The organism is Actinosynnema sp. NPDC091369 (assembly GCF_044757065.1).
GTDB lineage: Bacteria > Actinomycetota > Actinomycetes > Mycobacteriales > Pseudonocardiaceae > Actinosynnema.
In genome coordinates, this window is the sequence record NZ_JBIVUG010000008.1 from 69,374 (window position 1) to 88,884 (window position 19,511).

24 protein-coding genes are annotated in these 19,511 nt (G+C 74.1%); 14 read left to right on the forward strand and 10 right to left on the reverse strand.

What is annotated here, in order from left to right:
* The first annotated feature begins 75 nt into the window (after positions 1-75).
* The 3 genes from ACIQMJ_RS27955 (at position 76) to ACIQMJ_RS27965 (ending at position 2,509) form a co-directional block, all read left to right on the forward strand.
* Positions 76-1,326: a cation:proton antiporter gene (locus ACIQMJ_RS27955; protein ID WP_499763975.1), complete on the forward strand. Its 1,251-nt coding sequence runs from the start codon at positions 76-78 to the stop codon at positions 1,324-1,326.
* On the forward strand, positions 1,323-1,832 hold the full coding sequence (locus ACIQMJ_RS27960) for a flavin reductase family protein (RefSeq protein ID WP_499763976.1): 510 nt from the start codon (positions 1,323-1,325) through the stop codon (positions 1,830-1,832). Before ACIQMJ_RS27955 ends, ACIQMJ_RS27960 begins: the two co-directional genes overlap by 4 nt.
* Positions 1,833-1,915: 83 nt before the next feature.
* The gene (locus tag ACIQMJ_RS27965; protein ID WP_499763977.1) at positions 1,916-2,509 is read left to right on the forward strand and encodes a hypothetical protein; all 594 of its coding nucleotides are present in this window, start codon (positions 1,916-1,918) and stop codon (positions 2,507-2,509) included.
* On the opposite strand, the gene ACIQMJ_RS27970 is transcribed toward ACIQMJ_RS27965, so the two are convergent.
* Entirely contained in the window at positions 2,510-3,592 is a 1,083-nt protein-coding gene (locus ACIQMJ_RS27970; protein ID WP_499763978.1) for an LCP family protein, read from the reverse strand. It abuts the gene before it with no gap.
* Positions 3,589-4,092, reverse strand: coding sequence for a SigE family RNA polymerase sigma factor (locus tag ACIQMJ_RS27975; RefSeq protein WP_499763979.1), 504 nt, complete (start codon positions 4,090-4,092; stop codon positions 3,589-3,591). The genes ACIQMJ_RS27970 and ACIQMJ_RS27975 overlap by 4 nt, the downstream gene beginning before the upstream one ends.
* Before the next feature lie 164 nt (positions 4,093-4,256).
* Between ACIQMJ_RS27975 and ACIQMJ_RS27980 the strand changes: the two genes are divergently transcribed.
* From ACIQMJ_RS27980 to ACIQMJ_RS27995, 4 genes are all read left to right on the forward strand, one after another.
* Positions 4,257-4,955 carry a type II toxin-antitoxin system CcdA family antitoxin gene (locus tag ACIQMJ_RS27980; protein WP_499763980.1) on the forward strand — a complete coding sequence of 233 codons (699 nt, stop codon included), beginning with the start codon at positions 4,257-4,259 and terminating at the stop codon, positions 4,953-4,955.
* A 147-nt stretch (positions 4,956-5,102) separates the two neighbouring features.
* A complete protein-coding gene (locus ACIQMJ_RS27985) occupies positions 5,103-6,338 on the forward strand; it encodes a DUF4032 domain-containing protein (protein WP_499763981.1) in 1,236 nt (411 codons plus the stop codon).
* Between the two features lie 69 nt (positions 6,339-6,407).
* Positions 6,408-7,409: a YdcF family protein gene (locus ACIQMJ_RS27990; protein WP_499763982.1), complete on the forward strand. Its 1,002-nt coding sequence runs from the start codon at positions 6,408-6,410 to the stop codon at positions 7,407-7,409.
* Positions 7,410-7,438: 29 nt separating this feature from the next.
* Complete coding sequence (locus tag ACIQMJ_RS27995; RefSeq protein WP_499763983.1) at positions 7,439-7,930, forward strand: hypothetical protein; 492 nt, start codon at positions 7,439-7,441, stop codon at positions 7,928-7,930.
* 9 nt (positions 7,931-7,939) lie between these two features.
* On the opposite strand, the gene ACIQMJ_RS28000 is transcribed toward ACIQMJ_RS27995, so the two are convergent.
* Together ACIQMJ_RS28000 and ACIQMJ_RS28005 are read right to left on the reverse strand one after the other, a co-directional pair.
* Positions 7,940-8,746 (reverse strand): intradiol ring-cleavage dioxygenase, encoded by an 807-nt coding sequence (locus tag ACIQMJ_RS28000; RefSeq protein WP_499763984.1) that lies wholly within the window; start codon positions 8,744-8,746, stop codon positions 7,940-7,942.
* On the reverse strand, positions 8,743-10,611 hold the full coding sequence (locus ACIQMJ_RS28005) for a S9 family peptidase (RefSeq protein WP_499763985.1): 1,869 nt from the start codon (positions 10,609-10,611) through the stop codon (positions 8,743-8,745). Before ACIQMJ_RS28005 ends, ACIQMJ_RS28000 begins: the two co-directional genes overlap by 4 nt.
* A 98-nt stretch (positions 10,612-10,709) precedes the next feature.
* On the opposite strand from ACIQMJ_RS28005, the gene ACIQMJ_RS28010 reads away from it, so the two are divergent.
* Positions 10,710-11,267 (forward strand): ArsR/SmtB family transcription factor, encoded by a 558-nt coding sequence (locus ACIQMJ_RS28010; RefSeq protein WP_499763986.1) that lies wholly within the window; start codon positions 10,710-10,712, stop codon positions 11,265-11,267.
* 88 nt (positions 11,268-11,355) lie between these two features.
* Positions 11,356-12,516, forward strand: coding sequence for a M23 family metallopeptidase (locus ACIQMJ_RS28015; protein ID WP_499763987.1), 1,161 nt, complete (start codon positions 11,356-11,358; stop codon positions 12,514-12,516).
* Here the strand turns inward: ACIQMJ_RS28015 and ACIQMJ_RS28020 are convergent.
* From ACIQMJ_RS28020 to ACIQMJ_RS28030, 3 genes are all read right to left on the reverse strand, one after another.
* Positions 12,507-12,875: a hypothetical protein gene (locus ACIQMJ_RS28020; RefSeq protein WP_499763988.1), complete on the reverse strand. Its 369-nt coding sequence runs from the start codon at positions 12,873-12,875 to the stop codon at positions 12,507-12,509. The genes ACIQMJ_RS28015 and ACIQMJ_RS28020 overlap by 10 nt on opposite strands.
* Before the next feature lie 104 nt (positions 12,876-12,979).
* The gene (locus ACIQMJ_RS28025; protein ID WP_499763989.1) at positions 12,980-13,408 is read right to left on the reverse strand and encodes a hypothetical protein; all 429 of its coding nucleotides are present in this window, start codon (positions 13,406-13,408) and stop codon (positions 12,980-12,982) included.
* Between the two features lie 113 nt (positions 13,409-13,521).
* Positions 13,522-14,421 (reverse strand): DMT family transporter, encoded by a 900-nt coding sequence (locus ACIQMJ_RS28030; protein WP_499763990.1) that lies wholly within the window; start codon positions 14,419-14,421, stop codon positions 13,522-13,524.
* A 41-nt stretch (positions 14,422-14,462) separates the two neighbouring features.
* On the opposite strand from ACIQMJ_RS28030, the gene ACIQMJ_RS28035 reads away from it, so the two are divergent.
* The 3 genes from ACIQMJ_RS28035 to ACIQMJ_RS28045 all read left to right on the forward strand — a co-directional run bounded on the left by ACIQMJ_RS28035 (position 14,463) and on the right by ACIQMJ_RS28045 (position 15,896).
* On the forward strand, positions 14,463-14,960 hold the full coding sequence (locus ACIQMJ_RS28035) for a MarR family winged helix-turn-helix transcriptional regulator (protein ID WP_499763991.1): 498 nt from the start codon (positions 14,463-14,465) through the stop codon (positions 14,958-14,960).
* 76 nt (positions 14,961-15,036) lie between these two features.
* Positions 15,037-15,483, forward strand: coding sequence for a DUF4383 domain-containing protein (locus ACIQMJ_RS28040; RefSeq protein ID WP_499763992.1), 447 nt, complete (start codon positions 15,037-15,039; stop codon positions 15,481-15,483).
* Positions 15,484-15,488: 5 nt separating this feature from the next.
* Complete coding sequence (locus tag ACIQMJ_RS28045) at positions 15,489-15,896, forward strand: DUF6292 family protein (protein WP_499763993.1); 408 nt, start codon at positions 15,489-15,491, stop codon at positions 15,894-15,896.
* A gap of 58 nt (positions 15,897-15,954) precedes the next feature.
* Here the strand turns inward: ACIQMJ_RS28045 and ACIQMJ_RS28050 are convergent, their stop codons facing one another.
* Positions 15,955-17,124 (reverse strand): glycosyltransferase, encoded by a 1,170-nt coding sequence (locus ACIQMJ_RS28050; RefSeq protein ID WP_499763994.1) that lies wholly within the window; start codon positions 17,122-17,124, stop codon positions 15,955-15,957.
* Positions 17,125-17,301: 177 nt separating this feature from the next.
* On the opposite strand from ACIQMJ_RS28050, the gene ACIQMJ_RS28055 reads away from it, so the two are divergent.
* Together ACIQMJ_RS28055 and ACIQMJ_RS28060 are read left to right on the forward strand one after the other, a co-directional pair.
* A complete protein-coding gene (locus ACIQMJ_RS28055; RefSeq protein ID WP_499763995.1) occupies positions 17,302-17,544 on the forward strand; it encodes an acyl carrier protein in 243 nt (80 codons plus the stop codon).
* Positions 17,545-17,569: 25 nt separating this feature from the next.
* Positions 17,570-18,061 (forward strand): metallophosphoesterase family protein, encoded by a 492-nt coding sequence (locus ACIQMJ_RS28060; protein WP_499763996.1) that lies wholly within the window; start codon positions 17,570-17,572, stop codon positions 18,059-18,061.
* A gap of 269 nt (positions 18,062-18,330) precedes the next feature.
* Here ACIQMJ_RS28060 and ACIQMJ_RS28065 read toward each other — a convergent pair whose 3' ends face one another.
* Positions 18,331-18,804: a GNAT family N-acetyltransferase gene (locus ACIQMJ_RS28065; RefSeq protein WP_499763997.1), complete on the reverse strand. Its 474-nt coding sequence runs from the start codon at positions 18,802-18,804 to the stop codon at positions 18,331-18,333.
* A 12-nt stretch (positions 18,805-18,816) separates the two neighbouring features.
* Positions 18,817-19,458, reverse strand: coding sequence for a class I SAM-dependent methyltransferase (locus ACIQMJ_RS28070; protein ID WP_499763998.1), 642 nt, complete (start codon positions 19,456-19,458; stop codon positions 18,817-18,819).
* Positions 19,459-19,511: the final 53 nt, after the last annotated feature.

A 19,511-nucleotide genomic window follows, 5' to 3' on the forward strand; every position in this document is an offset into this window, starting at 1 on the left:
CATCCCCAACTTCGCGGGCAGCCGCGCGCTGTCGATGACCAGGCACGACATCCTCGGGCGGACGGGGGCCAGACCATGACCGACGTCCTGTTGCGCGCGGGGCACGTGGTCGCCGTCCTGGCGGTCGTGCTGGTCGCGGCGCACCTGGGTCGGCTCGCGGCGCGCGCCGCCCGCCAGCCCGAGGTCATCGGCGAGATCCTGGCGGGCATCCTGGTCGTGCCCGCCGTGCTCGCGGTCGGCGGGGCGCCGGCCCTCACCGCGGTGCTGCCCACCGACGTGGTGAGCCCGCTGAAGGTGATCGGCGAGGTCGGCCTGGTGCTGTTCCTGGTCGGCGTGGCCTACGACCTGCGGCACGGCGGCTCCGGCCTGGGCGCCCGCGCGATCGGCTGGGTGACCGCCGGCTCGTTCCTGCCCGCCCTGCTGACCGGCCTGGTGATGGCCGCGTGGGTGGTCTGGGTGGCCGACCCGGACGTGCGCGGCGACGCGCCGGTGCCCGCCCTGGTGCTGATGGTCGCGGTCGCGCTGAGCGTCACCGCCGTGCCCGTGCTGGCTCGCGTGCTGGAGGACCGCGGCATGGTGGACAGCCCGGCGGGCCGGCTCTCCATGGCCGCCGCCGTGGTCACCGACTCGGCGGCGTGGGTGCTGCTCGTGGTCGCCGTCGGCATCTCCGGCGGCATCGTGGTGTCCCTGGTCCTGATCGCCCTCGGCGTCACGACGACCGCCGTCGGGCGCATCCTGCTGCGCGGCCGGGTCCCGCTGTCGGTCGCCGAGCGGTTCCCCCGCGCCACCGGCGCCGCCATCGCCGCGCTGGCGCTGCTGGCGGCGTTCCAGTTCGAGCACTGGGGCCTGACCGCCGTGTTCGGCGCGTTCGTGGTGGGCCTCGCGGTCCCCGGCGGCGCGTGGTCTGCGGCCGTGCGCCCGGTCATGGTGTTCGGCCGGCTGCTGGTGCCGGTGTTCTTCGTGGTGGCGGGCATGGGCGTGGCCACCGCGCCGCGCGGCGCCGTGCCGTGGACCGCCATCGCCCTCGCGATCGGCCTCGCCGTGCTCGGCAAGGTCGGCGGCGGCTACCTCGGCGGGCGGCTGGCCGGCCAGGACCGGCGCACGTCGGTGACGGTCGGCGTGCTGGTGAACACCCGCGGCCTGACCGAGATCGTGGTGCTGCAAGCCGGGTACAGCGCCGGGCTGCTGTCCGTGCAGCTGTTCCTGGCGCTGGTGGTGATGGCGCTGGTGACCACCGGCATGACCGGCCCGCTGCTGTCCCTCATCGAGCGCACCCGCGCCCCGAAGCCCGTGCCGGTCCCCGAGTTGCCCGGGAGCACGCCATGACGCAGTCGCTGCCCGCGATCGAGATCGCGGAGTTCCGCACCCTGATGTCGCACTTCCCGACCGGTGTCGCGGTGATCACCACGACCGGCGACGACGGCTCGCCGCGCGGCATGACGGTCTCGTCGGTGTGCAGCGTCACGCTGTCGCCGCCGACGCTGCTGGTGTGCCTGCGCAACGGCAGCCCCACGCTGGACGCCGTGCTGGCCCGCGGCGCGTTCGCGGTGAACTTCCTGCACGGCGACGCCCGGCCCGTGGCGGAGCTGTTCGCCTCCGGCGCGCCCGACCGCTTCGACCTGGTCCCGTGGGGCCTGCCGCCGCACGCGGGCGGCCCCCACCTGGTGCGGGACGCGCACGCGGTGGCCGACTGCGCGGTCAGCCGGACGGAGGCCGTCGGCGACCACACGGTGGTGTTCGGCCAGGCTGTCCAGGTCGCGCAGGAGCACGGTCACCTGCCGTTGCTCTACGGGATGCGCGAGTACCAGGTGTGGCGGGCCGACCAGGGGTAGGGCCAGCCCTACCGGCAGTTGGAGAACCACGATCGCCCCGGCGGCCCCTGCCGCCGGGGCGCTGCGCCACTAGCCTCGGGAACGTGGCCCGGTTCTCGCCAGTCATCACCAGGTACGCGCCGGAGAACTTCGACCTGTGGCCGGTGTCCCGCGGCGACGGCGGCTGGCTGCACCTCGACGGCGCGGCGGGCCCGGACGACGTCGGCGCCGTGCTGTGCACGCTGTACCTGGACAGCGGCGGCAAGGACGCGCGGACCGCGGCGGCGGCCGTGCACGAGCTGATCGGGTTCGACGTCCTGTACGGGCGCGGCGGACTGCTGCTCGACGGCGGCGACGGCGTGCGCGCCGAACCCGGCGGCAGCGACCTGTTCGAGTGGCGCACGTGGCTGGACGCGCTGCACGGCGCGCCGGTCGTCCTCGGCCACCCGCCCTCGCCGTGGGTCGAGCGCGTCACCGAGGACCTGATCCGGGTGTGGGTGGGCGAGGGGCGCGGCGGACCGCACGTCGACGTGCCCAGGAGCGCGTTGCCCGCCATGCTGCGCGCCGCCCAGCGCGACCTGGTCGACTTCCTCGGCCCGCTGCGCAGCTGGGCCGGCGTCCACTCACCCCACCAGGCGGAACTCCTGGTGGCGAGCGTGGACGCCGGCCTGCAGATCACCGATCCTCTGCCGCTGTAGCTAGTTCACGCAGTCGCGCTCGGACGGCTGCCTGCCCGGTTTCTGCGTCTCCGTGGCCGGGAGCGGGATGGTGAACCCGCCGGTGGGCGTGCCGGTGGCGCCGTCGGCGAAGAACCCCGCCAGGAACGCCCGCACCGCCGCCGGGTCGACCGGGAGACCTTGGCCCTGTTCCGTGGTGACCGGCTCGCCGAGCGGGATGATCGCGGTCCGCACGGTCGGGGTGAGCCGCGCGGCGAACTCCGCCAGGTTCCAGCCCGGGTCGACGCGCAGGTGGGTCGCCGCCACCCGGGCCAGCTCGGGCAGCGTCGCCGGGTCGCCATTGAGGACCTTGGCCGCCAGGGCGTGCAGGAACACCTGCTGCCGCACGATCCGGTCCAGGTCGCCGTTGGGGAGCCCGTGGCGCTGCCGCAGGAACGCCAGGGCCTGCGCGCCGGACAGCGTCTGCGGCCCGGTGGGCAGGTCGACGCCGGAGAGCTCGTCCTTGACCCGGCGCTTCAGGCACACCGGGACCCCGCCGACGGCCTCGGACAGCGCGCTGAACGCGTCCATCTCGACCGCCGCGTAGTGGTCGACCGCCACGCCGGTCAGCGCCTCGACGGTCCGCTTGAGCGCGTCCACGCCGGCCGCGGCGCCGTCCCGGCCCTCGGCCTCCGCGGTGTCGTGGGCCTGCGCGTAGACCGAGTTCAGCTTGCCCTCGCCGACACCGGGGATGTCGACCACCGCGTCCCGGGGCAGCGACGCCGCGCTGACCGCGCCGTCCACGCCGACCCTCGCCAGCACGACGGAGTCGGTGTGCGCCGCGCCGTCCAGGCCGATCAGCAGCACGGTCTGCGCGGTCGGGGTGGCGGGCGGCGCGGCCGGGTCGACGCCGGCCGGCGTCGCGTCGCGGTCCACGGCCAGCGGCACGATCACCGCGACGGCCACCGCCGCGGCGGTCAGCGTGGCCGCGGCGAACAGCGCGATCGGCCGCCGGCGCGAGCGCTTGCCGTGCAGGTTCGCCAGCACGGTCCGGTGGTCGACGGCCTGGTCCGCCTCCGCCGCGATCGCCTCGCGGATGAGGGCTTCCTGCCGGGTGTCGGTCATCGCAGCACCTCCGAAGGCGTGTTCTCGTTGACCCGCAGCGTGTGCAGCGCGCGGGAGATGTGGCTGCGCACGGTGCCTTCCGCGCAGCCCAGGATTTCGGCGATCTCGGCGTCGGTGCTGTCCTCGTAGTAGCGCAGCACCAGCGCGGCGCGCTGCTTGCGCGGCAGCACGGCGATCCGGACCCGCATGGCGTCGCGCTCGGCGTGGTGGATGGCCGGGTCGGCGACCGCGGGCGCCACGTCGTCGAGCGCGACGTGGGTGGCGGAGACGTCCCGCGCCGCCCGGCGCCGGCGCCACGACAGGTACTCGTTGGTCACCATCCGCTTGACGTAGAGGTAGGGCACGTCCACCGCCCCGATCCGAGCCCACTTCTGCCGCGCGCGCAGCAGCACGTCCTGGACGATGTCCTGGGCGAGGTGCTTGTCGCAGGTCAGCGCGGTGGCGTACCGCAGTAGTCGATCAAGTCGATCGGTGACGAACTGGTCGTAGTCGGCCGGCACGTCGCCCCCTTCTGCCGCTCGTCGGTGTCGCGTTGCGGTCGGGAAACCCTTGGGAGGACGCGCCACGTTGCACCACTTGGGTGTGACCTGCATCACCTATGCTCATAACCCCTTAAGGGGGTATACATGGGGTTAGTCGACGTTGTCGAGGGGGGATGTGTCTCATGCCGAAGATCAACGTGTACCTGCCCGACGACCTGGCCGAGCAGGTCAAGGAGGCCGGTGTGCCGGTGTCGGCCGTGTGCCAGCGCGCGCTGGAGCAGGCCGTGCGGCGGCTCGGCACGATCCGGGCGATCCGGTTCGACGATCCGGCGTCGGAGGAGGTGGCGGCGCGCCAGTCGAGGTTCACCGACCGGGTGCGCGCCGCGCTGCGGCTGGCCGCCGACCGCGCCCGCGAGGACGGTTCGGCGACGGTGGACACCGAGCACCTGCTGGCCGGCGTGCTGGCGGAGGGCGGCAACCTCGCGCTGCGGGTGCTGCGGGCGATGGACGTCGACCCCGCGCGGATCAGGCTGCCCGAGCGGTCCGGCTCCGACGCGCCCGTCGCGTACGGGCAGGCGGCGGCCGTCGCGCTGGAGCTGGCCGTCACCGAGGCGCTCACGCTCGGCCACAACCACGTCGGTTGCGAGCACCTGCTGATCGGCCTGGTCGCGGAGCCCGACGGCGTGGCGGGGGAGGTGCTGCGCGGTCTGGGCGTCGAGCCGCGCGCCACGCGGCAGACCGCGGTGGCGGCGTTGAGCGGCCTCGCGCACCTTCAGGCGGCCACGGCCGCACAAGCCGACCCGTCCGCCCTGATCGCCGCCGTCGTCCGCCAGGAGCTCCAGCCGGTGCTCGAGCGGATCGAGCGCCTGGAGAACGCCTGACCCGTGTCCCGCGGTCCGCGGCCGCACCCGGGGGGTCGGCCGCGGACCGCGCCTTCTTGATCGTGACGACCAGGCCACATCCCGTGGCTGGACGACGCCGCGACGGGGTAGCTTCGGCGTCGTCCGCGCACCAGCCACGGGGAGCACATGCGATTCCTGTTCCGCCCACCCGCCACCGAGGCCGGTGGACTGCTCGCCCTGCCGTGGTCCCAGCCGTTGGAGGAGTGGGACGAGAAGCTGCTGCTGACCGTGCCGCAGCGGGGCATCTCGCGGCACGTCGTGCGGTTCGTGGCCAGTGAGGGCCGCGTGTACGCGCTCAAGGAGATCGCCGAGTCGCTGGCCCGGCACGAGTACGCGGTGCTGGGCGAGCTGGAGCGCGAGGGCATGCCGTCGGTGTCCGTGCTCGGGCTGTGCGTCGACCGGCCGGACGACCAGCAGGCCATCCTGGTCACCCGCTACCTCGAGCACTCGATGTCCTACCGCTACCTGTTCTCCACCCCGCGCGGCGAGCACTCCGCCGACCGCCTGGTGGACACCCTGGTCGAACTGCTCGTGCGGCTGCACCTGTCCGGCACGTTCTGGGGCGACTGCTCGCTGTCGAACACGCTGTTCCGGCTCGACGCGGGCAGCCTGGCCGCGTACCTGGTCGACGCGGAGACCGTCGAGCGCCACCCGCAGCTGTCCGACGGGCAGCGCACCTACGACGTCGACCTGGCCCGGGAGCGCATCGGCGGCGAGCTGATGGACCTGGAGGCGGGCGGCCTGCTGCCGGCCGACATCGACCCGGTCGAGGTGGCCGACAGCGTGCCGCGGCGGTACGCGGCGCTGTGGGACGAGGTGACCCGCGAGGAGTTCTTCCGGCTCGACGAGCAGCGCTACCGGGTGGCCGAGCGGCTGCGCCGGCTCAACGACCTCGGCTTCGACGTCGGCGAGGTCGAGCTGGTCACCTCCGAGAGCGGCGCGCGGCTTCGGGTCGACATCCGGGTGGCCGAGATCGGCCAGAGCCGCCGCGAGCTGTTCAAGCTCACCGGCCTGGAGGTGCAGGAGGGCCAAGCCCGGCGGCTGCTCAACGACCTGCGCTCGTTCCGCGCCTACCTGGAGCAGCGCGACGGCGCTCCCGTGCCCGAGACGACCGCGGGCCACCTGTGGCGCAACGAGGTCTACGACCCGGTCGTGGCCGCCGTGCCGCCGGACCTGCTGGGCGTGCTCGCGCCGGCGGAGCTGTTCCACGAGGTGCTGGTGCACCGCTGGTTCCTGTCCGAGAACGCGGGCCGCGACGTGGGCACCACCGCGGCGCTGCGCTCCTACCTCGCCACCGTGCTGCCGGACCGGGCGGCGTCGGAGCGGGACGCCGAGCTCCCGGACGAGGACGACTTCGTCTGAGACCGGTGTCGGCGTCCCAGGGCGGACGCCGTTCGGTGCCGGCCCGGCCACCCGCCTAGATTGACCCGCATGATCTTCGGGATCGCGGCGCTGGTGACCGCGTTGTTCCTCGTGGTCGGCGTGATCCGCGACCGGCGGCGGCTCGCCAACGCCGTGTGGCTGGGCGTGACGCTGGTGTTCCTGGTGCTGTGGCTGGCGTTCCGGGCCTCGGTGCGGGGCGGGCTGTCCGCCGCGCTCTTCGGGTACGCGGTCGTGGTCGTGCTGCTCGGACTGGGGTTCGTGCTGCCGATCGCGTTGATCGCCAACGGCGTGCTGATGCTGCGCCGCGAGGGGTTCCGCCTGGCGAACCTGCTGTCGCTGCTCGCCGGGCTCGCCATCTTCGGCGTCGTGCTGGCGTTCGGCTTCGCCACCGCCTACACCGGACCGGCGGTGGACGCGGTGATCGGGTCGCTGCTGATCGTCGCGGCCTACGTCGCGTTCCTGTTCGTCAGCCTGCTGCTGTACTCGATCGTGTACGGCAGCCTCGGCCGCCGCACCGGTTTCGACGCGGTGGTGGTGCTCGGCGCGGGCCTGATCGGCGACCGCGTGCCGCCGCTGCTGGCGTCGCGCCTGGACCGCGGGCTGCACCTGTACCGGCGGGAGGTCGCCGCCGGCCGCACGCCGCTGCTCGTCGTCTCGGGCGGCCAGGGGTCGGACGAAGCGGTGTCCGAGGCGGAGGCGATGCGCGACTACCTGGTGCGTCGCGACGTGCCGGACGAGGTGATCGTCCTGGAGGACCGCGCCACCACCACCGCGCAGAACCTCCAGTACAGCGCGCGCCTGCTGGCCGAACGCGGCTGGACCGGCCGCGCGGTCGCGGTGACCAACAACTTCCACGTCTTCCGCGCCGCCGTGCTGGCCCGCCGGCTGCGGCTGCGCATGCAGATCATCGGCGCGCCCACGGCGTGGTACTTCCTGCCCAGCGCGTTCCTGCGCGAGTTCGCCGCGCTGCTCGCCCAGAACCCGGTGGTGCACGCGGTGACGTGCGGCCTGCTGGTCGGCCTGCACCTGCTGCTGACCCTCACACCCTGATCCGCGGCGGCGCCCGGCACACTGTCGGCGTGAGCTACGACCGCGCGTGGACCCGCAACGAGTACGCCCGCAACCTCGCCGAGGTCGCCGCGGAGACCGTGGCCGAAGGTGACATGGCGGCTGCCGAGCAGGCGTTCGACGCCGAGCCGGGTGGTTTCGCGGACAAGCTGATCGCGGCGGTCAAGGCGGCGGCCGCGTCCCGGGTCGAGTACGAGACCGAGAAGCACGTGCGCATCCCCGAGGACCCCGAGGCGCTGACGGTGCCCGCCCTCGACGCGTTGGTCCGCCCGTTCCGCGTCCGCTTCCTCCGCTCCAACCCGTCGAAGACCGAGCTGCTGGAAGAGCTCCGGGCCATCGCGCGCCGACAGCGGCGGCACGCCGAGTGGGCGCCGTACGAACTCGTCGACCCCCTGCCGCCCCGGCCCCGCCCGTCCCGAGGGGCGTACTACTCCACGGCGGAGGACCACGCTCGGCTCAGGGAGTACGAGCGGCTGTGCGAGGACTACCTCCGGCAGTTGTAGCCCGGCCCCTCACACCCTGACGATGAGCGCGGCGGTGTAGCCGGTGGTGACGTCGCCGGTGACGTCGGCCAGTTGTTCGTCGTGGCCGTCGCGGAACACGGTGTCGTCCTCCAGGGAGGTCCGGCCCATGTTGCGCACGCTCTGCACGTACCCGGCGGTGCCGTAGACGGTCTCGCAGACCTGTTCCGGCAGGGCGAGCTGGGACGTGGTGATCTTCGTGCCGGCCCGGGTCGCCTCGGCCAGGCTCGGGTAGATCTCGAAGTGGACGTGCGGCCACCGGCCTGAATACGCGGCGGGGAAGACGCTGGTGAAGGCGAGCCGCCCGGACGCGTCGGCCTCCTGCACGCCGCGCAGGTAGTTCTCCCCCGTGACGCCCTCCGAGTACAGCGAGTACTTGCCGTCCATGTCGCAGTGCCACAGGTACACCGCCGCGCCCGCGTACGGCGCGCAGCCCGACCCGGCGTCCAGCACGGTGAGCTCGATGCGCAGCGGCACGCCCTCGGCGGTGCGCGAGCCCGTGCCGAAGCTGGTGCGGATGTCGCCGCGCACGATGCCCGACCGGGTGAGCACGTTCGGGCCGTTGGACCCGTCGCCGGGGTAGGGGCCCGCGGTCTCCGGTGGGATCACGGCCCCGCATCGGGCGGAGGCGGAGGGCGAGGCCGAATTCGAACCCGAGCCAGTGGTGGTGGAAGCGGTGGTCCCGGTGCCGCACGCGGCCAGTGAGGCGAGCCCCGCGCCGCCGACCAGCGCGAGGGCCCGCCGGCGGGTCAGCGTGGCCAGGTCGAAGGCGAGACCGCGGTCGTGGATGGGCGTCATGCCGTCCACGATGACCCCGGTTCCTGTGCGTCGCCTGTGGGGACGCTGTCCGGTTGTCGGCGGAGGTGGTCGGCGAACCAGGACACGATCAGGTCGATCGTCTCGGCGAGCCCGGCCCGGGTCCAGTCGTGCCCGACGCCGGGGTGCAGCACGAGCCGGGCCGGTTTGCCCAGCTCGCGCAGCCTGCGGTACATCCGCTCGGACTCCGCCGGGTCCACCCTGGTGTCGTTCTCGCCGTGCAGGATCAGCACCGGCGCGGTGAGCCGGTGCGCGTTCGCGAGCGGGCTGCGCTCGGTGAGGACGGCCACGTCGGCCGGGTCGTCGGGGTCGCCGATCCAGTCGACGGCCCGCCTGCGCCAGGTCGGCGGGAACGTCCGGATGTCGCTGAGCAGGTCCGAGGGCCCGCACTCGCTCACCCCGGCCCGCCACCGGTGCGGCAACCGGGTCAGGCACGTCAGCGCGGCGAACCCGCCGTACGACGCGCCGTGCACGCCCAACCGGGCCGTGTCGGCCCACGGCACCTCGTCGAGCAGCCGGACCGACGCCTCCAGGTCGGCCAGGTCGCCACCGCCCCAGTCGCGGTAGATCAGCCGCTGGTAGCGCCACCCGTACCCGGACGAGCCGCGCACGTTGGGCGCGAGCACACCGATCCCGTGCGCCAGCAGGGCCTGCACCAAGGGGTCGTACAGCGGCTTCGCCTGGAACTCCGGTCCACCGTGGACGGTCACCACCACCGGCGCCTTCCGGTCCGCGCCCGCCGACGGCGGCCGGTACAGCAGGCAGGGCACGGTTTCGCCGTCGGCGCTGGTCGCGTGGACGACGGTCGGTGGCACGACCGGGACCGGCAGCCGGGCCCCGCAGTCGGTGAGCCGCCGGGCCGCGTCACGGTCCAGGTCCACCAGGTACAGGTCGGTCGCCGCGTCCGGCCGGCCGAGCTGCACCAGCAGCTCGCCCGCCGCGGTGAACCGCGGGGCGTAGCCGTCGAGCCCGAACTCGGTGACCGCGACGCCGCGGGGCAGCGCGGTGACGTCGCGCGGCGTGCCGCCGTCGACGTCCGTCCACCGCAGCCGGGTGTAGCCGCCTTCGTTGACGCCCCACGCGAGCCGCGTGCCGTCCGGGCTCAGCGCGGCGCCCTCCACGTCGGCCTCCGGGGTGTCGATCCACGTCAGCCGGCCGTCCAGGGACAGCGCGGCCAGGCCGAGGAAGTCACGGCCCCGGGTCGTGCACAGGTACACGCCGGACGAGTCGGGCAACCACGCGACCGGGTGGTGCTTCGCCGGGCCGTCGTGCGGCGTGAGCAGCCGGACGTCGCCGGTGGCGAGGTCGCACGCGAACAGGTCCTGCTCGGTGTTCTGGTGCAGCCGCAGCACGAGCAGCAGCGCTCCGTCGGGGGAGAAGCCGATCGGCAGGTAGCGGTCGTCGCCGCGCAGCACGATCCGCTCGGCGCCGGTGCGCAGGTCGCGCACCCGCACGTCGAACACCTCGCGATCACGGGCGTTGCTCGCGTAGGCCAGGAGCGTGGAGTCCGGGCTGTAGGGCCGGCCGTCGCTGCCGTAGGGCGTGCCGATCTCGCACCGCACGCCCTCCTCGGCGACCAGCCACCGCACGTCCCCGGTCCCGGGGTCCACCTCGGCCAGCCGGTGGTCCTCGCCGCCGTCGAGGTCGGTGAGCACCAGCAGGCGCGCGCCGTCCGGCCGCCACACGCACCGGCCCACCGACCCCGGCACCTCCACGTGCCGCGGGGTTCCGCCCGGCGTCAGCACCCACGGCTGTCGACGGCCGGAGGCGTCGCCGAGGTACACCACGGTCTCTCCGCCGGGGCTCGGTTCCGCCCCGGCCAACCACTCGAAGTCGGTCCAGCCCACCCCGTCGCCCCCCTGAGTGATTTCGTGAAGTGCAATCGGTTGCAGTCAATCAAATCACTGGCGGGCGCGGCAAGGCGGTGTGGGCTAGCCTCTCCCGCGTGCCGGCCCCACCCGATCACCCCGCCCGTGACGCGACGGTCGAGGAGTTGAAGGCGCTCGCGCACCCGTTGCGCTGGCGCATCCTGCGGTTGTGCTGGGACCGGGCGCTGACGAACAAGGAGCTGTCGGACCGGCTCGGCGTCGCGCCCGCGACCGTGCTGCGGCACGTGCGGGCGTTGGTGCGCCACGACTTCCTGGCCGCCGACCCGGTGCGCAGCGGCACGCGCGGCGCGCTGGAGCGCCCGTACCGGGCGACCGGCCGAACGTGGCGGCTCGGCCTGGTCGACGTCGGGGGCGAGGGCCTGGCGCAGCGAGTCGACCTGGCGGTGCTCGCCGCGCACCGGGCCGAGGTGCTGGAGGCGGGCCCGGACGCCGGCCGGGAGAGCGCCCGGGGCGTGCTGCGGCTGGGCGCGGCCTCGCAGGCGGAGCTGACCGCCCGGGTGCACGCGGTGATCGGCGAGTTCGCCGAACGCGACGAGCCTGACGGCGAGCCGTTGAGCTACCTGTGGTCGCTGGTCGCCCGGCCACCGGCCGCGGACCGGCCCGACGGTACGTGAATGGTCCGCTTATCGCCCATCTAGAGGGTGATTTACCGACGAAGATCGCGATACTGGTGGTCTTGCACCTCTTCCCTGCGGAGGCGTCATGACCGTTCGACCCCGAGCCGCGGCGACCCTCGCCGCCGTGCTCTCCACCGCGATCGTCGCGGCCCCGGCCACCGCCGCGCCCGCGTCGGGCGACCTCACCTCGGCCGTGGTGGCCGAGATCCACCACCGCGCGGCCGGGGTGGTCGCCGCGGACCGCTCCACCGTGGTGACACCGGCACGGCGGAACGGCGACTGGGCGTTCGGCACCGCGGTGCTGACCACCCGGCCCGGTTCGCCGGAGTTCCCCGACGGCTGGCTGTTCGTCGCCCACCGCGCCGACGGCGGGTGGAGCGTGGCGCTGGAGGGCGAACCCCGGTTCGCCGAGCTGGCCGGCCGCGCCCCGGTCGTCGACGAGGGCGAGCGCGCCCTTCTCGTCCGGCAGGACGGCCGCCAGGTGTCGACCACCGCCGGAGGCGACCTGCGCACCGGCATGGCGCTGCCGTTCGCCGTCGGGCAGACGTGGGGGATGCCGGGCGGGCCGCACGGCTGGTCCGGCGCCGCCGCGCCGTGGAGCTCCGTCGACCTCGCGGGCGGCGACCAGCGCGTGCTCGCCGCCCGCGCCGGCACCGCGTACACGATGTGCACGGGCTGGATCCGCGTCATCCACGACCGGGGCTACGCCACCGACTACTACCACCTGTGGAACAACATCGCCGTCAACGGCGCCGCCGTCAGCCAGGGCACGTTCCTCGGCAACACCGGCACGGACGTGACGTGCGGCGGGTCGGCGTCCGGCCGGCACGTGCACTTCGGGTTGCGCCAGAACAACGCCTACGTCGGCATCGCCGAGCACAACGTCGGCAAGTGGGTGCCGCAGAACGGCGCGTCGGCCTACCAGGGTTCGGCGCTGCACGGCAGCACCCGCGTGTACGCCGGCGGTTCCGTCTACAACTACGGCGCGCTCGGCTTCACCCAGGGCGTGATCGACGCCAACGGCGGCGGCACCGTCAACAAGCGCACCGGACCCGGCACGGGTTACGCCCTGGCGGGCAGCGTCGCCGACGGGGCCACGGTCACCGTGTCCTGTTCCGCCAACGGCACCTCGCACACCGGGCGGTGGGGCACCACGAGCCTGTGGAACCGGCTGTCGGACGGCACGTGGGTGACCGACGCGTTCATGTGGACCGGGCTCAGCGGCCCCGTGAACGGCTACTGCTGAGGTGACGCGGGGCCCGCGCCGACGCCGCCGGGACGCGCGGGCCCCGTCACGGCCGATCCGGTGTCACCCCGCCGCGCGGTGGGCAGGGTCGCGTAGCCCAGCGCGGTCACGGACGTGGTCGCCTGCTCGTCCTCGGGCGCGAACCGGCGGTCGGCGAGGGCCTCGCGGGCGGCGTCGCCCAGCGGTAGGTCCGGCAGGTGCCCCTTGCGCGCGGCCTCGGCCCGGTGCTCCACCTCGTGCGGCACGTCGTCGGCCAGTTCCCGGGTGCGGCTCTCGCGCCGGTGCCCGGCCGGCCGGTGGTCCGCGCCGAACAGGTCCAGGCTGTCAAAGCCGCCGGTGTACGCGCTGTCCCCGCCCACGTGGCTGTACGGGATGCCCAGGTCCTCGACCAGCTCGGTGATCGGGTTGCCGTCCGTGCCGTGGATCCGGTGCGCGCCGAGGTCGACCCGGCCTCAGCCGTTGCTCACGGCGTCACGGCTCGACGGTGGCTTCGGGCCGGCCGGGCGTAGTGGCGGTGCAGTGCTCCGACGTGGCCCGCCCAGAACAACTGGCGGTCGCCGGCGTTGGTCGGAACGGGGAGTCCCTTGGCCCTGGCCAGGGCGTAGAAGCCCGGACCGGCGTCGTTGGTGTCGACGTACTGGACCAACGCGCTGATGAGCAGACCGCCGGTCTCCGCGAAGGAGTCGTCCGCGATCTGCCCGAGCAGCTCGCCGAGCGCGGCCCGCTCGGGCCCCTGGTCGAAGTCGAAGCCCTTCACCCCCGTGCGGCGCGCCAGCACCGCGTTCAGCTCGGTGTACGAGGTGGTGCGCCGCAAGGCCGCCTGCTCGACCAGGAAAGCCCTGCCCGCCTCGACCAACCGGTCCCACTCGTCGTCGGAACGCCCGTAACGCACAGTCCTGCCCTCCCCCTGCGCCGCGTGGCCCCTCGACCACACGACCGAACCCGTCGTGGCGCCGACGATCATCCCCGAGGCGCCGTGCGGCCGGGCACGAGGTACCGCGCGAATCAGATCACGGCGCAGCGGTCGCGGTCCGGGGCGCGGGTCGGGGGCGGCGGTGTCCTCGGTCGGGTGGGCCGGCCGAGCAGCACGCCCGACAGGACCAGCACCAGGCCGAGCACCTGGTGCGCGGCCAGCGACTCGCCCGCCAGCACCAGTCCCAGCAGGACTCCCGTGACGGGGTTGAGCAGGCCGATCAGGCCGACCGCGCCCGCGTCGAGGTGGCGCAGGCCGGTGAACCAGGCGACGAACGCGACCGCGGTGGCCACCACCGACACGAACGCGAAGCCGGCCAGGCCGACCCCGGTGAGCGGTGGGGGAGCGCCCTCGACCGCGAACGCCGCCACGACGAGCACCCCGCCGCCCGCGACGAGCTGCCACGCCGTCACCGACAGCACGTCCGCGCCCGCGCCCCAGCGCTGCGTGAGGACGTGCCCGAACGCCGACATCGCCATCGCGGCGACCGACACCGCCACCCCGAGCGGGTCGACGGCGGTCACGCCCGAGGCGAGCATGAGCACCACGCCGGCGATGCCGGTCAGCGCGCCCAGCACCGCCCGGCCGCGTGGCCGCTGGCCGAGCAGGGGCCAGGCCAGGGCGATCATCGCGACCGGTGACGTGGCCATGATCGTCGCGGCCAGGCTGGTCGGCAGCAGTTGCGCGGCGAGGTAGACGAGCGCGAAGAACGCGCCCATGTTCAACGTGCCCAGCACGAGCGACCGCCACCACCACCGGCCGCGCGGGCGGGTGCGGCACAGCAGGAGCAGCAGCGCCCCGGCGGGGAGGGCGCGCAGGGCCGCGCCCCAGAGCGGGTGCCCGGCGGGCAGGAAGTGGTGCGTCACGTAGTAGGTCGAACCCCACGCGACCGGGGCGATCGCGGTGACCAGGCCCCACCGGATAGTTTCCACGGAAGACATTGTAGCTTCCGTGGAAGCTATGCTGCGGCGTCATGGAACCCGACCGCGTGGCCCGCATCCAGGCCGAGTGGGCCCGCGAACGACCGGACGTCGACGTCACGCCCCAGGGCGTCATCGGCAGGCTGCACCGGCTCGCCGCCGTGCTCACCGAGCAGTTGGCCGTGGTCTACCGGCGGCACGGGCTGGGGGAGGGGGAGTTCGACGTGCTCGCGGCGCTGCGCCGGGCGGGTGCGCCCTACGAACGCGCGCCGGGGGAGCTGGCGCAGCACACGATGGTGACCACGGGCGCGATCAGCAAGCGCATCGACCGGCTGGAGCGCGACGGCCTGGTGACGCGCCGGCCGGGGCAGGAGGACGGCCGGCGGCGCGTGGTCGCGCTGACCGAGGCGGGCAGGCGCGTGATCGACCGGGCGTTCGCCGAGCACATGGCCAACGAGCGGCAGCTGCTCGACGCCCTCGACCCCGAGGACGCCCGGCTGCTGGAGCGGATCCTCACCACCTGGCTGGCCCGGTTCGAACCGCCGAGGTGAGGAGTCGTTTGCCCTCACCCACGCGGGGTAGTCGATGCCCAACCGAAGAGGGTTCTTCGAGGCGACTGGAGTCGACATGTCCAGACCCGACACAGCAACGGCACGCACCCCGGTCCAACGGGCCGCGACGGTCGTGGGAGCGGTGTTCCTGTTGGTCGGGATCGCCGGGTTCATCCCCGGGATCACCACCGACTACGACACGCTGCAGTTCGCCGGGCACGAGTCGCAGGCCAAGCTCCTCGGCGTGTTCGCCGTGTCCATCCTGCACAACATCGTGCACCTGGCCTTCGGCGTCGCCGGCCTGGTGATGGCGAAGACCGCGCGCAACGCGTTCCTGTACCTCGTCGCGGGCGGCGTCGTCTACCTGGTGCTGTGGCTGTACGGCTTGCTCATCGACCACGACAGCGCGGCGAACTTCGTGCCGGTGAACACCGCCGACAACTGGCTGCACCTGCTGCTGGCCGTCGGCATGATCGCGCTCGGCTTCGCCCTGGGCCGTCCCGCGCGGCGGACGGTGACCTGAGCGCGGTGGACCACGGTTCCGAGGACACGCCGACGAGCGGCCTGCACCGGTACGTGCGGGCCGTGGCGGTAGAGCTGGGGTCGGCGGGCCGCTGGCACGCCGACCCCGGCCCGCCGGCGACGGCGTACGTGCCGGTGACCGGCGCGCTGCCCACGTTCCCGAACCGCGAGTTCGTGCTGCTGTGGGACGAGGAGTACGGCTGGGCCGCCGCCGTGCGCCCCGCACCCGGCGAGCCGCCGGTGGTGATCGCCTACCGGGGCGACGACGTGCTGCCGCCGGCCTGGGAGGTGGCCGGCTACGTGGCCGCGCTCCGGCGCGGCGACCACCCGGGCGACCCCCGCCCGATCCGCTTGCGCGCCTACGGCACCCCCGACGACCTGACCGACCGCCTCCGCACCTACCGGACGACCTGACCGGGCACCTCGGGACGCGACCTCGTGCGGCGACCGGGCGGTCCCGCGAACCGTGCGGTCACACCTCGTGCGCCGATGCCTCCACCGTCTCCGGCAGGCCGGTCGCCTGCACGTACACCCGGACGGTCTCGGTCGCGATGCGGGTGGTGCTGTACCTCGCCTCGACGCGGTCCGCGGCGGCGATGCCGTAAGCGTCACGGCGGGCTTCGTCGGCCAGCAGGGGACGCAGCACCCGGGCCAGGGTGCGCGGGTCCTCCGGCGGCACCAGGAGCCCCGTGACGCCGTCCACGACCGTGTCCGTCGCGCCGCCGACCGTCGCGGCCACCACCGGCACGCCGCACGCCATCGCCTCCAACGGCGTGACGGAGCCGTCCGCCCCGCCGCACACCACCACGTCGGACGACCTCAGCAGCGCCGGCATCGCCACCCGCGGCACGCGGCCGACCAGGCGGACCCGGTCGCCGACGCCCGAGGCCCGCGCGTGCTCGCGCAGCCGGCGCACGTCCTCCGCCCGACCGCCCACGACCACCAGCTCCGTGTCCCACACCGACCGCAGCGCCGTGATCACGTCGTCCGCGCCGGCCGCGGGCGAGACCATGCGGTGCGGGAGCGGGCGGTTGAGGGTCGGGCCCTCCGGCTTGAACCGGCCGACGTCCACCCCCGGCGGCACGACCGCGACCCGGGCCCGCGCCACGCCCAGGCCGACCAGCTGCGCCTTCTCCTCCGTCGACTGCGCCACGACCCGGCACGCCTCGCGCCCGATCAGGCGTTCGGTGGACAGCCGCGCCTCCGGCACGCCCTCGTCACCGGCCTGCTGCGCCACCGCGCCCAACGAGTGGAACGTCTGCACCACCGGCACGTCCAGCCCGTTGGCGGCCAGCACCGACGCCACCCCGGACGTCCAGTAGTGGGCGTGCACGACGTCGGGCCGGTCGGCGCGCCACTGCGCGCGCAGGGACCGGGTGAACTCGTCCAGGTGCGGGAGCAACTCGTCCGGGTGAACAGGGCTCGGCGGCCCCGCCGGAACGTGCACCACGTCGTAACCGGGCCGGGCGCGCACCACCTCGGGGGTGCGGGGGGAGTCACGCCGCGTGTGCACCACCACGTCGTGCCCCGCCGCGGCCAGGGCCGCCGCCAGGTCGGCGACCTGGACGTCCTGACCGCCCTCCTCGGCATCGCCGAGCACGGGCAACGGGTTCGCGTGCGCCGAGACGACCGCGATTCTCATGGGTTCCTCCAGCCGGCGAGCCCAGCTCGCGCCAGTCCAAGGCTGTCGTCTCAACCCGCGTCGAACGCTACAAGCAACCCGGGACCCCTGCCACTCAGAGCAACCACGTCCGGGTGGTTGGCGGCGCGGCTGCCGGGTATGGCACAGGCGACCGACCGACCAACCGAGGAGGGGCCCATGGCCACCGGGGAGACCGGCTTCGACGACGTCAGCTACGACCTGATCTCCGTGCAGTACCACGCGCTCAAGGCGGGCCACGACTACGGCCAGTACGTCCGGGACGCGGAGAACGCGGGCAAGCAGGAGATCGCCGACTTCTTCCGCCGCGTGATGGAGGAGGACTCGGCGCGCGCCAGGCAGTGCCACGAGTTCCTCAAGGAGCTGTCCGGAACCGGCGACTCCGGCCCGGCCCTGACCTGAGCGCGCGAACGGCGGGTTCCGCACCATGCGGGTAGCAGTGCTGTCCGACACCCACGCGCCGCGGCGGTGGAAGTCGTGTCCCCCGGCGGTGGCGGAACACCTGCGCCACGCGGACGTCATCCTGCACGCGGGTGACGTCTGCGTGGCGTCCGTGCTGGACGAACTGGCGCAGTACGCGCCGGTGACCGCCGTGTGCGGCAACAACGACGGGCCGGACGTGGTCGCGTGGGGCGCGCCGGAGACCGTCGAGCTCGACCTCGCCGGGCTGCGCGTGGCGATGATCCACGACAGCGGCCAGGCGACCGGCCGCACCGCGCGGATGCGCCGCCGGTTCCCCGGCGCGGACCTGGTGGTGTTCGGCCACTCCCACATCCCCATGGACGTCACCGGTGACGGCGTGCGCGTGTTCAACCCGGGCTCGCCCACCGACCGGCGCCGGCAACCGCACGGCACGATCGGCCTGCTCGACATCGAGGACGGGGAGCTGCGGTCCGCGCGGATCGTGCCCGTGACGTGAACAAGCGCACCTCCTTCGCAGCACCACCGGGTGGATGCGGGGGTGGCTGTGCCGGAAGTCCGCTTGCTGGAGAAGGTCAGCTTGGCGCACAGCACCGCACCGACGACGCCGCCCGCGTCGAACGCCGGCTCGAAGACCTGCGCCAAGGTGTACCCGCGGCCACGGCTGACCACCGGTCCGCGCCGAGGCGGGGCGTGCGGTCCTTGGCCGGCCACCGACCTCGGCCCGGGGTGTCCGAAGTCGAGCGCCGAGGCGCATCGGCGGACCGGCTACCGGGTTTTGATCAAGTACCGCCGCAGGGTGCCGTACATGCCGTCGAACACGCCGCCGTTGCGCTCGATCGCCTTCATCGACGCGGTGTTGCCGTCCTCGCAGACCACCAGCACCTGCTCCAGGTCGTGCGCCTCGGCCACCATGCGCCCCAACGCCCACGTGGCCAGCCCGCGGCGGCGCGCGGACGGGCGGATGCCGTAGCCGATGTGGCCGAACACGCGCACGTAGTCCTCGGGTCCGTGGCGCAGCGCGATCCCGCCGAGCACCTGCCCGTCCTCCACGATCCACCGGCACACCGACCCCGGCTCGGCGGTCAGCCGGGCCACCCAGGCGGCGAACCCCTCCGGCGAGTCGACCTCGTCGTCGGGCCGCAGCCCGAAGCCGTCCTCGTGGACGCCGGGACCCCAGTCGTCCCGCGCGGCCAGCCAGGCGGCGTGCAGGCGGGTGGTGGGCGCGATCAGCTCGGGCACGCCGACCTCCGATCAGGCCGGGGTGCGGGCGACGAGCATCCCGCCCGGCACCTCGTCGTCCGGGTCGAGCAGGACCTGTGCCGCGAGGGCGAACCCCGCGTCGCGCAGCCAGCCGGCGACCCGCTCCACCGGGCGGCGGTGCACGTGCAGCGACATCGGGTGGCCGCCGTACCCCTCGGTCTTGAGGTGGTCGCGGTCGCCGACGTGGAAGCCGAGCAGGACCACGCCGCCGGGCCGCAGCACGCGGTGGAAGTGCGCGAACACCGCCGGGACCTCGGCGTCGGGGACGTGGATGACCGAGTAGAACGCCAGCACGCCGCCCACCGAGCCGTCGGCCAGGGGCAGGTCGGTCATCGAACCGACCTCGAACCGAGCGCCGGGGTGGTCGCGGCGGGCGATCTCCACCATCCGGGGCGAGAGGTCGATGCCGAACGCGTCCAGCCCCAGCCCGCGCAGGTGGGCGGTGATGTGCCCGGGACCGCAGCCCACGTCGGCCACCGGGCCGCCGACCTCGCGGGCCGCCTCGGCGAACATCGCCAGGGCACCGCGCATCAGCGGCAGCTTCGCCAACGACTCGCGGGTGAAGTCGGTGTAGCTCTCCGCCACGGTGTCGTAGGACGTCCTGGTGTCGGCCAGCCAGTCGGGTGCGCTCACGACCGTGACGGTAGCGGCCGGCCGCCGGAGCGCCACCCGGCCCCACCGTCGCC